Source organism: Streptomyces sp. AMJ-169 (genome assembly GCF_055597585.1).
In genome coordinates this window covers 93,765-109,853 of sequence record NZ_JBVLTJ010000019.1, presented here as the reverse complement: position 1 = coordinate 109,853, position 16,089 = coordinate 93,765, and the positions used below count along the sequence as shown (strand labels likewise).

Below are 16,089 nucleotides of genomic sequence, written 5' to 3'. Positions count from 1 at the left end.
ACCCCGCCCCATGCCAAGACCAACGAGCAGCCAAGCCGACAGTCACATGATCCGCCGGACAGCTCCTAGGGCGGTCTATCCGCCGGAGCGGGCGCGCGGGCGGGGGCGGGACTGGTACCGGGGGGACTGCCATCTGCACTCCTGGTACTCCGACGGCCGCCGCACCCCCGCCGAGATCGCGGCGCTGGCGCGGGCGGCGGGGCTCGACTTCATCAACACCTCCGAGCACAACACCCATGCCTCGCAGGCGCATTGGGCGGCCGAGGCGGGGGACGACCTGCTGATCCTGCTCGGCGAGGAGGTCACCACCCGCAACGGTCACGTCGTCGCCCTCGGCACCGACCCGGGCACGTTCGTCGACTGGCGCTACCGGGCCCGCGAGAACCGCTTCGCCCGGTTCGCCCGCCAGATCCACCGCGCCGGCGGCCTCGTCGTCCCCGCCCACCCGCACGCCACGTGCATCGGCTGCGCCTGGAAGTTCGGCTTCGGCGAGGCGGACGCGGTGGAGGTGTGGAACGGCCCCTACACGCCCGACGACGAGATCGCGCTGGCCTCCTGGGACGCCACCCTCGTCGCCTCGGTCCGCGACAACCGCGCCTGGCTCCCGGCGATGGGCAACAGCGACGCCCACCGCGACCCGGACGTCGTCGGCCTCCCCCAAACCGTGGTCCTCGCCGAGGACTTGACCCGCCGCGCCATCCAGGACGGCATCCGCGCGGGCCGCTCCTACATCGCCGAGTCGAAGGACGTGACCCTGGAGTTCACGGCGACCGGCCCGCGCGGCGAACACGCGGGGATCGGCGAGCGGCTGCCTCTCGCGGACGACGCCCAGGTCGCCGTCCGCCTGGAGGTCTCCGGCGTCCCCGGCTGCACGGTCCGGTTCGTCACCGACGAGGGCGTTCTGTTCACCGGGGAGCAGCCCGTAGGGGACTCGGGGTCGGGGGTCTTCGAGTGGCGGACGACTCCGGGGTACGCGGCGTATGTGAGGGCGGAGGTACGGCATCCGGCGGCGGGGGCGGTGTTGCCGGGGGCGTTGGCGGGGGTGACGAATCCGGTGTTCCTGGGGGAAGTCGGGGTTCCTAAGGGAAGTCAGGGTCCCTAGGGGAAGTCAGGGTCCCTAAGGGAAGCCGGGGCCCGTAAGGGGAGCCAGGGTCCCTAGGGGAGGTCAGGGTCCCTAAGGGAAGTCAGGGCCCGTAAGGGGAGCCAGGGTCCCTAGGGGAGCCAGGGTCCCTAAGGGGCCGGGGTTCCCCTAGAGCCTCCCGTACACCCCCTCCACCAGTTCCACCACCGCCTCCGGTGCCCGCAGGGTCGGGAAGTGGTCGCAGTCGGGGCGGCGGATCAGGGTGCAGCCGGGGATGCGGGCGGCGGTGTCCTCGTTGCAGCGGACGACCTCCGGCTGGTCGAGTTCGCCGAGCAACAGGGCGCTGGGGACCGTCAGTTCGGGGAGGCGGTCGTAGGCGGGGGCGGGGCGGATCTCGTGGGCGTACGTCGTCAGCCAGGCCGGGATCGCGGCGCGCAGGAGGGCCGTGGCCTCGGGGTCGGGCGGGGTGCCGGCGGCTCCCCACACGCGCAGGCTCAGGGCGAGCAGGCCGTCCATGTCCCCGGCGCCCGCCAGCCGTTCGACCTCCGCCGTGACCTCGGGGGACTCCAGCCCTTCGTATCCGGAGACCCCCGGGACGATCAGGGCGAGGCCCGCCACCCGCTCGGGGTCGCTCAGGGCGAACGCGAGCGCGGTCTCGCCGCCCATGCTGCTGCCGGCGAGGACGGCACGCGGGACGGAGAAGTGGTCGAGGACGGCCCTTAGGTCATCTCCCTGGGTGTACGTCCGGGTCGGCGCCGGCGAGCGGCCGAAGCCACGGGCGTCGTACCGGATGACTCGGTGATGTCCCCTAAGGGCCGGCAGGACCGGGTCCCAGATGCGGGAGTCGCCCACCCCGGGGTGCAGCAGCACCAGCGGGAGCCCGCCGCCGCCCGAGTCCTCGGCCCAGACCTCGCCGCCGTCGACCTTCACCGCCGTGCCTGTTGCTTCGCTCATGTGCCGATGGTGCACGGTGTGTTCGCTTTCGCGACAGGGGGCGCGGCGGGGCGCCGGGGGCGCGGCCGGCAGCCGACGGGGCTGTATCGGTGGCGCGGGCCACGTCGATAGCGCGGGCCACGTCAGCAGCTCGGGCCGCGTCGGCAGCCCAGGCCGCATCGGCAGCTCGGACCGCGTCGGCGCAAGGCACGGCGGCCGTTCAGCCGCGCCGCCCACCCCGCCTCACCACCCCGCCTCACCACACCGCCTCGCCTCGCCTCACCACCCCGCTTCACCACACCACCGCCTGCACCTCGCTGTACGCGTGCAGCGCGTACGACCCCACGTCCCGTCCGACGCCGCTCCGCTTGAACCCCCCGAACGGGGCCTCCATGTTGCGGCCGACCGTGTTGACGCCCACTCCCCCGGCCCGCAGCCGGCGGGCGACGCGGAAGGCGCGGGCGACGTCGGCGGACCAGACGTAGTCGATCAGGCCGTACTCGGAGTCGTTCGCGAGCGCGATGCCTTCCTCCTCCTCGTCGAAGGGGACGACGGCGACGACGGGGCCGAAGATCTCCTCGCGGGCGGCGCGCATGTCGTTGGTGCAGTCGGCGAGGACGGCCGGGGGGTGGTAGAAGCCGGTCGCGGGGACGTCTCCGCCGGACGGCAGCAGCACCTTCGCGCCTTCCTCCGCCGCCAGTTCGACGTACGACCGCACGCGGTCCCGGTGCGCGGCGCTGATCAGCGGGCCCACGACCGTCCTCGGGTCACGGGGGTCGCCGATCCTCAACTTCCCCGCATACCCGGCTAGTTGCTCAACGAGCCTGTCGTATATGCCCCGTTGGGCCAGGACCCGGGTCGGGGCGGTGCAGATCTGGCCGCTGTAGAAGGAGAAGGTCGTGCCGATGCCGGCGACCGCCGAGGCGAGGTCGGCGTCGTCGAAGACCAACGCCGCGCCCTTGCCGCCGAGTTCGAGCAGCTGCCGTTTCATCCCGCGCCCGCACACCTCGGCGATCCGCAGGCCGACGGCGGTGGAGCCGGTGAAGCTGACCATGTCGACGTCCGGGGCGGCGACGGTCTCCTCGCCGATCCCAACTGCCGTACCGGAGACGACGTTCACGACTCCGGGCGGCACCCCCGCCGCCTCCAGGACCTCCGCCGTCCGGTACACGGAGAGGGGGTCCTGCGGGGCCGGTTTCACGACGACCGTGTTGCCCATGGCGAGCGCGGGCGCGATCTTCCCCGCCGGGTTGGCCCAGGGGTTGTTGTACGAGGTGACGCAGGCGACGACGCCGACCGGCTGGCGGATCGCGAGCGCGCTCAGCACCGACGCGCCGCCCATCGGGCCCGCCGCGTTGAGCTGCGGGGGTATCGCCCACTCGGCGGGCTCGACGCGGGCGTAGCGCCGGAAGCGGGCCGCCGCCACCCCGACCTGCATCCCGCGCGCGGTCCCGGCGGTGGCCCCGGTCTCGGCCTGCGCGAGCGCCGCGAACTCCCCGGCCCGGGCCCGGATCAGCTCGGCGGCCCGCCCGAGAATCGCGGCCCGCTCCTCGGCCGCCGTCCGCGCCCACGCCCCGAACGCCTCCCGGGCCGCCGCACAGGCATCACGAACCTGCCCGACAGAGGCTTCGGGGGCGAGCCCGACGGTGTCTTCGGTGGCGGGGTCGAGGACGGGGTAGTGCCCGTGCGCGGGTTCGACCCAGTCCCCGCCGATGAACAGCCGTTGTACGTCGTTCACTTGGCACCTGCCCGTCCGGCCGGGCCCGGCGCCTGCCGTTGAACACGGGCCGACCCGAAGGCCGCTTGCCGGCTGCCGGCCACCCCAAGAGCCGCTTGCCGAACGCCGGCCGCCCCGACCCGACACCTGCCGCCCGACCCGGCCCAGCCCTCGCCGCCCGACCCGACCCGACATCCGCCGCCCGACCCGGTCCAGCCCTCGCCGCCCGACCCGACCCGACATCCGCCGCCCGACCCAGTCCAGCCCCCGCCGCCGAACTCCCCCTGCCACCCCCTCATTTGGTACTCACCGTCCCCGTATCAACCCCCGACCGCAGCACCTTCCCCGGCACCGCCCCCGACACCACGTCATCCCGGAGCACCTCAACCCCGTTGACCCACACCGCCCTTATCCCGATCGCCTTGGAGTCGAGACGCGGGCTCTCCCCCGGCAGGTCGTGGACCAGCGTCGCCTTGCCCGCGTCGATCCGCTCGGGGTCGAACAGTACGAGGTCCGCGTGGAAGCCCTCCTCGATCCGGCCCCGCCCCCGCAGTCCGAAGAGGCGCGCCGGATCGTCGGTCAGCATCTTCACCGCCAGTTCCAGCGAGGCGAGTTGACGGCCTCTCAGGCAGTCGCCCAGGAAGCGGGTCGTGTACGGGGCCCCGCACATCCGGTCCAGGTGGGCGCCCGCGTCGGAGCCGCCGAGGAGGACGTCCTCGTGCCGCCAGGTCTCGGCGCGCAGCGCCCAGGAGGCGGGGTCGTTGTCGCGGGGCATCGGCCAAAGGACCGTGCGCAGACGGTCGTTGGAGCAGATCTCGACGAGCGTGGCGAACGGGTCCTGGCCGCGTTCAGCGGCGATGTCCTGGACGACCCGCCCGGTGAGCCCTTCGTTCCCGGCGCTGTAGGTGTCGCCGATGACGTACCGCCCGAAGTCGGCGAGCCGCCGGAAGACGCCCGCCTCCTTGGAGTTGGCCCGCCTAAGCAGTTCCGCGCGGACGTCCGGGTCGCGCAGCCTCGCGATCCGCTCGGGAACGGGCAGCCCCAGGATCGGGCCCCACCCCGGGATGAGGTTCAGCGCGCAGAAGGTGCCCAGGGACATGTTCATGGGCGTGAGGATCGGCATCGTCAGCGCGACCACCCGCCCACCGGCCTTGCGGGCCCGCTCACTTGCGGCGAGCTGGCGCGGTACGCGTTCGGGTACGGCGGCGTCGATGGTGAGGACGTTCCAGTTGAGCGGGCGCCCGGCGGCGGCGCTCATGTCGGCGAGCAGGTCGATCTCGGCGTCGCTGAACTGGTCGAGGCAGCCGGCGACGATCGCCTCGATCTGCGTGCCCTCGTGCTCCCCAACCGCCCTGGCCATGGCGAGGAGTTCGGCCGGCCGCGCATGCCGGGACGCGACGGGTGCGCCGTCGCCGTCGGAGTGGGTGCTGGACTGCGTCGTGGAGAACCCCCAGGCGCCCGCGTCCATCGCGTCGTGCAACAGCCGTACGATCTCGGCGAGTTGCGCCTCGGACGGCCGGCCGCCGATGGCGTCGGCGCCCATGACGTACCGGCGCAGGGCGCAATGGCCCACCATGAAACCGGCGTTGACGGCGATGCGGCCGTCGAGGGCGGACAGGTAGTCGCCGAAGGAGTGCCAGTTCCAGGGCGCGCCGTCCTCCAGGGCGACCAGGGACATGCCCTCGACCTTGGACATCATCCGCCGCGTGTAGTCGGCGTCCTCGGGGCGGCCGGGGTGGAGGGGCGCGAGGGTGAAGCCGCAGTTGCCGGCGGCGACGGTGGTCACGCCGTGGTTGAGGGAGGGCGTCGCGTAGGGGTCCCAGAAGAGCTGGGCGTCGTAGTGGGTGTGCGGGTCGACGAAGCCGGGGCAGAGGATCAGGCCGGCGGCGTCCTCAACTGTCCCGGATTCCTGGGTGACTTGGCCGACGACGGCGATCCGGCCGCCCCGGATGCCGATGTCGGCGCGGCGACCGGGGGCGCCCGTGCCGTCGACGACCAGGGCGCCCTTGATGACGTGGTCGAGCATCGGTCACGCCCCTTGCCGGAACCGCGTCGTCCGGTGCACGGGATCGGTGTCTATCTTCGGGATGACGTGCTCCCCGATGAGCCGGATCGTGCGCAGCGTCTCCTCCTTGGGCACGCCGACCGGCAGTCCGAAGCTCAGCTGGTCGGCGCCTGCCTGCTCCCAGCGCTTGCACTGGCGCAGCACCTCGTCGGGGTCGCCGCAGATCAACAGCTCCTCCTCGACGAGGAGTTCGACGAACTCGGCGGTGTACTCGGGCAGTGTCTCGGGCCAGACGGGGAAGCCCTCGGGGCGCGGGAAGGTGTCGTGGTAGCGGAAGACGAGCGACGGCAGGTAGTGCAGCGCGCCGCTGACGGCGGTCCGGATCGCCTCGTCGTGGGTGGGGGCGCAGATCGCGGTGGTCGTCACCATGACGTTGTCGTTGACGAAGTCGCCGACGGGTTCGGCGTTCACGATCGCCGTCTTGTACTGCTCCAGCACCCACTCCATGTCGGAGACCTTCTGGATGCTGAACCCCAGGACGCCCAGGCCCTTTTGGGCCGCCATGGAGTAGGAGGCGGGCGAGCCGGCCGCGTACCACATCGCGGGGTGGGACTTGCCGTACGGCTTGGGCAGGACCTTGCGGGGCGGCAACTGCCAGTGTTTGCCCTGGAATCCGGGGTACTCCTCCTGGAGCCACATCTTGGGGAACTCGGCGATGGTCTCTTCCCAGATCTCCTTGGTGTGGTTCATGTCGGTGATGCCCGGCAGGAACCCGAGGATCTCGTGCGATCCTGCGCCGCGTCCGCTGCCGAACTCGAAGCGGTTGCCGGTGAGATGGTCGAGCATGGCGACCTTCTCGGCCACTTTCACCGGGTGGTTGACGGGCGCCAGCGGGTTGAAGATGCCCGAGCCGAGGTGGATGCGCTCGGTCGCGTGGGCGAGGTAGCCGAGGAAGACCTCGTTGGCCGAGAGGTGCGAGTACTCGTCGAGGAAGTGGTGCTCCGACGCCCAGGCGTACTTGAACCCGGACCGGTCCGCCTCGATGACGTACTCGGTCTCCTCCAGCAGCGCCTTGTGCTCGGCCAGCGGATCGCTCTCGCCCCGCTTGCCGACGTACCCCTGTACAAAGAGCCCGAATTCCAAGGAGGTTCACCGTCCCCAGTTCATCAACTGACGGATCGTCAGGTCTGACTTTGGGGCGACTCTGGCACCGGGCCCCGTAAGCGTCAATAGCTGACGGCACGTCAGACGATCGACACCCCCGCCAGCCACCCCCCGTCGATCACGAACGGCTGCCCGGTGATGTACGACGAGTCGTCCGACGCCAGGAACAGCGCGAGCCGCGCCACCTCCTGCGGCCGGCCCACCCGCCCGAGCGGCACGAGCTTGCGGTACAGCGAGTCCAGCGCCCTGGCCGTCTCCTCCGGGTCCGAACTCGGGTCCAGCCGCGAGGGGTTGGACATCGCGGTGTCGATGGCGCCGGGGCAGATCGCGTTGACCCGGATGCCGCGCGGCGCCAGCTCCAGGGCGGCGACCCGGGTGAGCCCGAGGATCGCGTGCTTGCTCGCGGCGTACGCGCCGACCGCCGCCATGCCGGTGACGGCCGTGTAGGAGGCGGTGTTCACGATCGCCCCGCCGTCCGTCAGCTCCGGCGCGACCGTCTTGACGCCCAGGAAGCAGCCGACCTGGTTGACCCGGACGATCTGCATGAACTCGTCCAGCGGGGTGTCGGTGAGGGCGTTGAACCGCAGGATGCCCGCGTTGTTGACGAGTACGTCCACCCGCCCGTACCGCTCCTTCGCCGCCGCCAGCGCCGCGCGCCAGCCGTCCTCCTCGGCGACGTCCAAGTGCACGTACAGCGCCCCGAGTTCGGCCGCGAGCGCCGCGCCCTGCTCGTCCAGCACATCGGCGACGACGACCCGGGCGCCCTCCGCCGTGAAGAGCCGGGCCTCCTGCTCGCCCTGGCCTCGCGCGGCGCCGGTGACGATCACTACGCGGCCGTCCAGCTTGCCCGTGTTGTCCATGGGACCCCCTCGGCATCGGTGGAGGCCAGCATCGTAGCGCCGCAGCTGACACAGCGTCAGATACCTGAGGAGGCATTGCGTGAGCAATGTCATGTGACCGGTGAGTAGGGATATTTGACCCTGTCGCCTTCCCTTCGGCGCCTTCCATAATCCGTCGGGCCGACAAAGGCGTTGCCAAGGAAGGAACAAGAGATGGCCAAGAGAAAACTCAGGAACAAGAAGGTCCGTTACGTCGCGATCGGGGCGGCGCTGGCGACCGGCGGAGTGGTCGTCGCGCTGCTTCCCTCGGCGAACGCGGCCGACGACCAGAAGACGCCGGAACAGATCATGTCGATGTGCGAGCGGTCGGCGGTCGTCAGCGGGAAGCAGCGTTCGGTGCGCGACTTCGGGGGCGGGTTCGCCGATGGGTTCGCCGCCGACAACTGCGATTTCGTCGAGACGAACTTCGAGACCTTCGACGGGCCCACCGAGAAATCCTCCGTGGACTTCCCGAACTGTGAGCCGAACGCCGCGGAACCGGCCAAGGTGTCCATCACCTGGTCCGCCACGGCGGCGCAGGGCGAGGGCAAGTACACGGTCACCCAGCAGGGCGGCGGGGGCGGTCTTTTCGGGTTCCTGAGCGGTTCCTGGGTGAAGCACAAGGGCACGTTGGACATGACCGTGAAATCGGCGACCGCCGGGGACACGGAACAGCGTGACGTACCCGTGGGCAAGGTCCTGCATATGGAATTCACGCCGAAGATGCAGCGGATGACCGGGGAATGGCGGGTGCGGATCGACGCCCGGGAGGCGACCACCGTCACGAACGCCACCCCGGAGCAGAACTTCGTCGCCCCCGATGTCGTCGAGGGCCCGGTGGTCCTGCCCGGCGCGGCCGGCGCGCCCGGGGTCGTCGACGGGGTCTCCAAGGCCGTCCTCGAAGACTGCTGATCCCCGCACCCAACCACCCTGAACAGCCATTTCATTGGAGTCAGCCATGCCCAGAAGCCACCGCAGCCGCAAGAAGCGCATCACGCTCGCCCTCGCCCCGGTCGCCGCGCTCGCCGTCGCGATCCCGCTCATGAACTCCGCCGGCGCCGCCACCCCGAACGAGGTCACCGCCGACTGCGCGGCGGACTCGGACAAACTGGAGAACTGCGAGTTCGTCGACGTCCAGTTCAAGGCGAACAGCCTCGGCCCGAATCAGCGGGTCTCCCCCGTCACCGACAACTGCGGTATCAGCGGTACGGCGTCGAAGACTTTCGCGGTCAGTACGTCGGTGACGCGCACCATTCAGCTGGAGGACGGATTCACCGCGGGCGCCGACACGAAACTCGGCAACTCCTTCTTCGAGATCGGTGTGAAGTTCAGCACCTCGGAGATCAATATCACCCGTGACGACACGACGACCGGCCTCAGCTTCAACCGCACCGACACCGTCCAGGGCGACAGCATCGCCTTCTTCATGTGGTCCGCGAAACGCACCGACGTCGGCGGATTCCTGCGCGCCACGTACAAGGACGCGCAGGACGGCCAGAAAGTCTTCTTCGCGCCCAGCGAAGGCGCGTCGAGCGTGCACGTCTTCTATCCGCAGATCCTGAAGAACGGCACTCCCGACGGCCGGCTCTGGCTGCGGAACGTGAAATGCGGAACGCCCGAGGCGAACGGCATCCAGAACTCGGGGAACAGCCTGCGCGCGGAGCCCGGTTTCGGTGAGGGCGGCGGCAATGTGAGCGACGTGGAAGTGTCGCTGGACGAGATCAGCGCGCTCTGACCAAATAACAAGCCAGAAAATTCTCAAGCGCGAAGCACGGACGTCCCCGGTGTGGCCCCCAGCCAGCGCAGCACCGCGTCCGTGCTCCCCCGCGCGTCCAACTTGGCATAGATGTTGCTGAGGTTGTTGCGCACGGTCTTCTCGCTGAGCCGCAGTCTCAGCCCGATCTCCTGGGCGCCGAGGCCGGTGGAGAGCAGCTCCATGATCTGCCGTTCGCGCGGTGACAGCAGGGCCCGCAGCCGCTCGACGGCCTCCCCCGCGCCGGGTCTCTCGCGGGCCCCCTCGCGCAGCGCGAGGCAGGCGGCGGGCGAGAGGTAGGTGTGGCCGACGGTGGCCGCCAGGACGGCCGAGGAGAGCATGCAGGCGCAGTAGTCGCCGTCCACGAGGTAGCCCGCGCCGGCCCGGAACACCTCGACGACCGTGCCCGCGTCGCGCCGGGGGCTGAGCACGATCACGGGCACGCCCCGCCCGCCGAGCACGTCCGTCAGCGGCGGCAGCGCGAGGGCGGGCTCGGCGCAGCCCAGCAGCACGGCGTCGACCTTGATGGCGGCCAACTCCCGGTAGGGCGGGGCGACATGGAGTAACCCGCCGACATAGGCGTCATCGGGCGCGGGCCAGTCCGGGTACGGCCAGGAAGCTCCTTCCGCGCTGGCCAGGGCGACGGAGAGTCGTTCGGAAGATCTCACGGTGGGGGGTCCTTCCGCCGGAACGGTCACGTCCGTACGTTCGTACGTACGCAGCCCGGCGGGGACATGTTCAAAGATTCAAGAGAGGGGCCACTTCCGTCCCGAACTCCCTCATCTGATCGGCGAGTTCGTCCACCGACCGGCTGCGGAACCTGACCTGGATCTGGTCGACGCCCATCTCCGCGTAGGCGGTCAGCGACTCGGCGAGCGCCTGCGGGCTCCCGGTGAGGGTCCGGCGTCCCACGTCCCACGCCGGTGTGCCCACGTACAGCGGCTCGGTGAGGGCGCCGATCGTGAAGTCGCCCTTCACCGGCCGCAGTTGCCGCAGCCTCCCGATCTGCTCCGGCATCCGTTCCCTCGGGTCCCCCTGCGGCAGCCACCCGTCCCCTTTGAGCGCCGCCCGCCGCACGGCCGCCGGCGAGGAGCCCCCGACCCACACCGGAACCCGCGCCTGCACCGGCCGGGGCCGCTGCCCCAGCTCCTCGAAGTCGTACAACGTGCCGTGGTGGACCGGGAATTCGGCCCCGAACGCGGACCGCAGGGCGTCGATCGTCTCGTCCAGGACAGCGCCCCGGCGCCCGAAGTCGGCGCCCAGCGCGGCGAATTCCTCGGGTACGTGTCCGGCGCCGACGCCGAGGATGAGCCGGCCGCCGGAGAGGTGGTCGAGGGTGGCGTACTGCTTGGCCGTGGCGAGGGGGTGGCGCAGGGCGGCCACGGCGACGTGGCTCAGCAGCCGGACGCGGGAGGTGACGGCGGCGAGGTGGGCGAGGGTGGCGACGGGGTCGTACCAGACCGTGCCCATCGCCGGCGCGAGGCGGCGGGGCACCGCGACGTGGTCGCAGCAGGCGACGTAGTCGAACCCGGACCGGTCGGCCGCCTGCGCGAGGGTCACCAACTCCCTTGGCCCCGCGGTCTCTTCCCAGGGCTCGGCGTACAGCCGGCTCTGTGACTGCACGGGCAGCTGGATGCCGTAGGCGAGGCGGGTCACTTGGGGCCCGGCCAGCGGCCGTCGGGGGTGAGGCCCAGCAGGTCGATGGCGTTGCCCCGGACGATGCGCTCGACCGTCCCGGCGTCCAGGTGGCCCATCTGGCGCTCGCCCACCTCGCGGGACTTCGGCCAAGTCGAGTCGGAGTGCGGGTAGTCGGTCTCGTACAGGACGTTGCCGACGCCGATCGCGTCGAGGTTGCGCAGGCCGAAGGCGTCGTCGAAGAAGCAGCCGTAGACGTGCCCGGCGAAGAGTTCGGACGGCGGGCGGTGGACCTTGTCGGCGACGCCGCCCCAGCCGCGGTTCTCCTCCCAGACGACGTCGGCGCGCTCCAAGATGTAGGGGATCCAGCCTATTTGGCCTTCCGCGTACATCACCTTCAGGTCCGGGAACCGCTCGAACTTGCCGCTCATCAGCCAATCCACCATGGAGAAGCAGCAGTTGGCGAAGGTGATGGTCGAACCGACCGCCGGGGGCGCGTCCTTGGAGGTGGACGGCATACGGCTGCTGGAGCCGATGTGCATGGCGATGACGGTGCCGGTCTCGGCGCAGGCGGCGAGGAAGGGGTCCCAGCCGTCGGAGTGCACGGACGGCAGTCCGAGGAAGGGCGGGATCTCGGAGAACGCGACCGCCCGCACCCCGCGCGCGGCGTTGCGCCGTACCTCGGCGGCGGCCAACTCGGCGTCCCACAACGGGATCAGGGTGAGCGGGATGAGCCGCCCGTCCGCCTCGGGACCGCACCACTCCTCGACCGTCCAGTCGTTGTACGCCCGCACGCACAGCAGCCCCAGCTCGTGGTCGGCGGCCTCGGTGAAGGTCTGGCCGCAAAAGCGCGGGAACGTCGGGAAGCACAGGGCGGACTGGACGTGGTTGACGTCCATGTCGGCGAGGCGCGCGGACACGTCGTAGGAGCCGGGGCGCATCTGGTCGTAGGTGATGACCTCCAGCCTGATCTCGTCCCGGCTGAAGCCGACGGCGGTGTCGAGGCGGGTCAGCGGGCGGCGCAGGTCCTCGTACACCCACCAGTCGCCGAGCGGTCCTTCGTCGCCCGGCTCGCCCATGACCGGTCTGAAGTGGCCGCCCAGGAAGCTCATTTCCTTCAGCGGCGCGCGGACCACGCGCGGTCCGGAGTCCGCGTACTTCTTCGGCAGCCGGTCCTGCCAGACCGTCGCGGGTTCGACGGTGTGGTCGTCGACGGAGATGATCAGCGGGAAGTCTGGGGTCTCCATGTCGGCCACGGTAGCGCCGATCTGACGGATCGTCAGCAACTGGACGGGCCCCGGGAAAGACATGCGTCGGCCGCGGCGGCTCCCCCCAAGGCGCCGCCGCGGCCGTTGTCCCCCGTCAGAACTGCGGTCTGTGGGTCAGGAGTTGTCGTCCGTGGAGTGCTGGTCGTCGGGCGTGACGACAGCCTCGGTGGCGACCGCGGTGGTGGCGGCCGTCCCCAGGCCGAGCACGTTCACCGGCTCCGTCGACATGTGCTGGTCGGTGATGATCAGGTCGTCGTCGGCCAACTGGACCTGTGTACCAGGCTCGCTGCTGTGCTCGCTCATCTTGTCTCCCCGTTGTGTGTGGCGTGCCGCGCAGGGCGAGGAACGTCCGCCCGGCGGCTCCCCCGAGCTGCTGCCGGACGGACGTGCGGGCCGCTCACCTCACCCTGCGGCTCGCCCGGTTCCGCTCGCCCCCCGAAGCGCCGGAACCATGTGATGACTATGACGGACGGCGATAAACGTTCGATGAACGTGGTCGAAGGGCTCGCCGAAAGCGCTTGCCCCCACGTCGCGAGCCGTCGCCGGCCCTCTCACGCCACCGCCGACGACACCAGCAGCCGCCGTACCTCCGCCGCCTCGGGCGAGCCCAACTCGTCGTAGATCTCCAGGGCTTCGGTCCAGCAGACGTGTGCGCGACCGGACTGGCCGATCTCGTTGAGGGCGCGGCCGAGGACGGTGAGGACGAGGCCTCGGCGCCAGTCGCCGCCCATGCCGCGCAGGGTGGTGAGGGAGAGGTCGGCGTTGGAGGCGGCCTGGGCGGGGCGGCGGGCGGCGAGGTCGACCTCGGCGAGGCGGAAGAGTGTCATGCCCTCCCAGAAGCGCTGGCGGCTGTCTCGGAAGGTGTCGAGGGCGGCGCGCAGGATGCGCGTGGCGCCGTCGAGCCGGCCGCTCTGGGTGAGCGCGAGGCCCAGCGCGTAGCGGCCGTTGGCGCCGCGCAGCGCGTTGCCGGTGGCGTCGTAGATGCCAATGCCCTCGCGGGCCAGCGTGACAGCGCTTTCCACCCGGTCGGTGGCGAGGTGGACGCGGGAGAGGTTGCACAGGGCGCTGGCCTCGCCGACGCGGTCCTCGTTGTCGCGGAAGTGCTCGATGGCGAGCGTGAAATAGCGTTCGCCGTCCGCGTGCCGGCCCTGGTAACCGGCGATGATTCCACGGGTGTTGGGCGCCCAGCAGCGCGCCACGGGGTCGGCGGCGCCCTCGGCGAGCGTGTACGCCTCGGCGGCCACGGCGTCGGCCTGGTCGAACCGCCCGCCGAACATGTGGACTTCGGTGAGGGTGACGAGGGCGCGGGCGACGGTGTGCCCGTCACCGGCCGCGCGGGCCCGTTCGAGGGCTTCCTCGGCGGTCACCTCGTAGTCACGGTAGTTGGCGCCGGACTCCACCAAGTCCTTCGCCACCCACAGGAGATCGACGGCGCGGCGCAGCCTGCCGTCCACGAGCGACTGCCGTACACAGGACAGCAGTCCGCCGGCCTCGGCGTACAGCCAGTTCTCCGCCTCGTGCTGGTCGGTGAACTCCAGCCCCGGGTAGGCGGTCTGCTCCAGGTGGTCCACGAGCCGGTCGCCGGGGCGTTCGATCGCGTACACGCGGGCGGCGGTGGCGAGGTAGAAGTCCAGCAGCCGGGAGAGCGCCGACTCCCGTCCGCTGGAGGGGAGTTCGTCACGTTCCGCACATGCGCGCGCGTAGAGCCGGACGAGGTCGTGGAAGCGGTAGCGGCCGGGCGCCGCCGACTCCAGGAACGAGGTGTCGACCAGGGACTCCAGCAACTCCTCGGTGTCGTCCGGGGTGAGGCCGAGCAGGGCGGCCGCCGCGGGCAGGGCGAGGTCGGGGCCGTCGGCGAGGCCGAGGAGGCGGAAGGCGCGGGCCTGGGCGGGCTCCAGCTGGCCGTAGCCGAGTTCGAAGGTGGCCTCCACGGCGAGGTCGCCGACCTGGAGTTCGTCCAGCCGCCGCCGCTCGTCGGCGAGTTTGGCGGCGAGGACGGAGACGGTCCAGGTGCGGCGGGCGGCGAGCCGGGAGGCGGCGATGCGGATCGCGAGCGGCAGGAAGCCGCAGGCGCCGACGACGTCGAGGGCGGCGTCGCGCTCGCCTGCGACGCGGTCCTCGCCGACGATGCGGGAGAACAGCGTGAGCGCCTCCTCGGGGGACATCACGTCGAGGTCGACGAGGTGCGCGCCGGCGAGGTCGCCCATCCGGACGCGGGAGGTGACGAGGGCGGCGCAGCCCGGGGTGCCGGGCAGCAGGGGCCGGATCTGGGCGGCGTCGCGGGCGTTGTCGAGCAGGACGAGGACGCGCCGCCCGTCGAGGACCGAGCGGTAGAGCGCGGCGCGTTCCTGGAGCGACTCGGGGATGGCGGAGGCGGCGGTGCCCAGGGCGCGCAGGAAGGCTCCGAGGACCGTCTCGGGTTCGGCGGCCTGGGCGCTGGTGCCCTGGAGGTCGACGTACAACTGCCCGTCGGGGAAGGAGGACCGGGACTGGTGGGCGGCGTGCACGGCCAGCGTCGTCTTGCCGACGCCGCCGATCCCGGCGACGGCCGACAGCGCCATGACCCGGCTCTCGGTGCCGGAGGACTCGGCGAGCACTTCGGTCAACTCCCGTACGAATGCCGCCCTTCCGGTGAAATCGGTGACGGTGGCCGGGAGTTGGGCGGGGCGTACTTGTACGACGGCGGGTTCGGCGGCCGGTGCCTCGGGTTCGGCGAGGTCGGGATCGGCGCGCAGGATGCGCTCCTGGAGTTCCTGGAGGCCCGCGCGCGGGTCGACGCCCAGCTCCTCGGCGAGCAGCCGCCGGGTGTCGGCGTACACGGCGAGCGCCTCGGCCTGCCGGCCGCTGCGGTAGAGCGCGAGCATGAGCAGTTCCCGCAGCCGTTCGCGCAGCGGGAACGCGGCGGTGAGCGCGGTGAGTTCGGAGACGGCCTCGGCGTGCCGGCGCTGTTCCAGGTCGAGTTCGAGGCGGCTCTCCAGCAGCGTCAGCCGCCACTCCTCGAGCCGCACCCGCTGCGCCTGCGCGTAGGGCCCCGGCAGTCCGGCGAGCGCCTCGCCCTCCCACTGGGCGAGTGCGCGATCCAGCAACTCCCGTCCCTTGCGCAGGTTTCCGGCCGTCCGGCACTCCTGTGCCTCCTCGGCGAGCGTGCGCGCGACGGCGAGGTCGAGGGCGCCTTCGGTCACGCGCACGGCGTAGCCGCCGGACTCGCTGACGAGGACGTCGGGCCCGAGCGCCTTGCGCAGCCGCGAGGCGTACGTCCGCAGCGCGGCCAGCGCCTGCGAGGGCGGCTCCTCGCCCCACAGCGCGTCGATCAACTCCCCGGCGGTCGCGGTCCGCCCCTCGCGCAGCAACAGGGCGGCCAGCAAGGCGCGTTGCTGCGGGGATCCGGCGGGCAGCGGCTCGTCCTCCCGCCAGGCGCGGACCGGTCCGAGCACGCCGAACCGCGGTGCCGGTTTCGGCTCCGGCGACGACCCTCGCCGTCGCTGCCCCGGCACGCGCGGTACTCGGTCGTCCATCGCGGTCTCCCTGTGCGCTCTGTTGACCAGCCCAGTTTGCCCTGTCCATGCCTGATGCGTCAGCTACAGGAAACTGCGATCACACGGCGGCACACAGGGGTCCACGTGTCTCTCACATACTCTCCGCACCGGGATGGGGA

13 protein-coding genes are annotated in these 16,089 nt (G+C 71.4%); 3 read left to right on the top strand and 10 right to left on the bottom strand.

Annotated elements, in window-relative coordinates; genetic code table 11:
- The coding region (locus ACYUD3_RS34485) for a CehA/McbA family metallohydrolase (protein ID WP_470978990.1) at positions 1-1,102 on the top strand (1,102 nt) is incomplete at its 5' end.
- 147 nt (positions 1,103-1,249) lie between these two features.
- Here the strand turns inward: ACYUD3_RS34485 and ACYUD3_RS34480 are convergent.
- From ACYUD3_RS34480 to ACYUD3_RS34460, 5 genes are all read right to left on the bottom strand, one after another.
- Positions 1,250-2,035, bottom strand: coding sequence for an alpha/beta fold hydrolase (locus ACYUD3_RS34480; protein ID WP_470978987.1), 786 nt, complete (start codon positions 2,033-2,035; stop codon positions 1,250-1,252).
- Positions 2,036-2,306: 271 nt separating this feature from the next.
- Positions 2,307-3,752, bottom strand: a complete 1,446-nt coding sequence (locus tag ACYUD3_RS34475) for an aldehyde dehydrogenase family protein (protein WP_470978984.1) — start codon at positions 3,750-3,752, stop codon at positions 2,307-2,309.
- A 274-nt stretch (positions 3,753-4,026) separates the two neighbouring features.
- Positions 4,027-5,757, bottom strand: coding sequence for an N-acyl-D-amino-acid deacylase family protein (locus tag ACYUD3_RS34470; protein ID WP_470978981.1), 1,731 nt, complete (start codon positions 5,755-5,757; stop codon positions 4,027-4,029).
- 3 nt (positions 5,758-5,760) lie between these two features.
- Positions 5,761-6,879 (bottom strand): LLM class flavin-dependent oxidoreductase, encoded by a 1,119-nt coding sequence (locus ACYUD3_RS34465; RefSeq protein ID WP_470978978.1) that lies wholly within the window; start codon positions 6,877-6,879, stop codon positions 5,761-5,763.
- A 101-nt stretch (positions 6,880-6,980) separates the two neighbouring features.
- Positions 6,981-7,760: an SDR family NAD(P)-dependent oxidoreductase gene (locus tag ACYUD3_RS34460; protein WP_470978976.1), complete on the bottom strand. Its 780-nt coding sequence runs from the start codon at positions 7,758-7,760 to the stop codon at positions 6,981-6,983.
- 192 nt (positions 7,761-7,952) lie between these two features.
- Here ACYUD3_RS34460 and ACYUD3_RS34455 point away from each other — a divergent pair, with 192 nt between their 5' ends.
- Together ACYUD3_RS34455 and ACYUD3_RS34450 are read left to right on the top strand one after the other, a co-directional pair.
- Complete coding sequence (locus ACYUD3_RS34455; RefSeq protein ID WP_470978973.1) at positions 7,953-8,690, top strand: hypothetical protein; 738 nt, start codon at positions 7,953-7,955, stop codon at positions 8,688-8,690.
- A gap of 46 nt (positions 8,691-8,736) precedes the next feature.
- A complete protein-coding gene (locus tag ACYUD3_RS34450; protein ID WP_470978970.1) occupies positions 8,737-9,513 on the top strand; it encodes a hypothetical protein in 777 nt (258 codons plus the stop codon).
- 23 nt (positions 9,514-9,536) lie between these two features.
- Here the strand turns inward: ACYUD3_RS34450 and ACYUD3_RS34445 are convergent, their stop codons facing one another.
- From ACYUD3_RS34445 to afsR, 5 genes are all read right to left on the bottom strand, one after another.
- Complete coding sequence (locus ACYUD3_RS34445; protein ID WP_470978967.1) at positions 9,537-10,199, bottom strand: LuxR C-terminal-related transcriptional regulator; 663 nt, start codon at positions 10,197-10,199, stop codon at positions 9,537-9,539.
- A gap of 70 nt (positions 10,200-10,269) precedes the next feature.
- A complete protein-coding gene (locus tag ACYUD3_RS34440; protein WP_470978964.1) occupies positions 10,270-11,187 on the bottom strand; it encodes an LLM class F420-dependent oxidoreductase in 918 nt (305 codons plus the stop codon).
- On the bottom strand, positions 11,184-12,422 hold the full coding sequence (locus ACYUD3_RS34435; protein WP_470979010.1) for an amidohydrolase family protein: 1,239 nt from the start codon (positions 12,420-12,422) through the stop codon (positions 11,184-11,186). The genes ACYUD3_RS34440 and ACYUD3_RS34435 overlap by 4 nt, the downstream gene beginning before the upstream one ends.
- Before the next feature lie 126 nt (positions 12,423-12,548).
- On the bottom strand, positions 12,549-12,737 hold the full coding sequence (locus tag ACYUD3_RS34430; RefSeq protein ID WP_470978962.1) for a hypothetical protein: 189 nt from the start codon (positions 12,735-12,737) through the stop codon (positions 12,549-12,551).
- Between the two features lie 248 nt (positions 12,738-12,985).
- A complete protein-coding gene (gene afsR / locus ACYUD3_RS34425; protein WP_470978959.1) occupies positions 12,986-15,949 on the bottom strand; it encodes an SARP-family global regulator AfsR in 2,964 nt (987 codons plus the stop codon).
- Between the last annotated feature and the right edge of the window lie 140 nt (positions 15,950-16,089).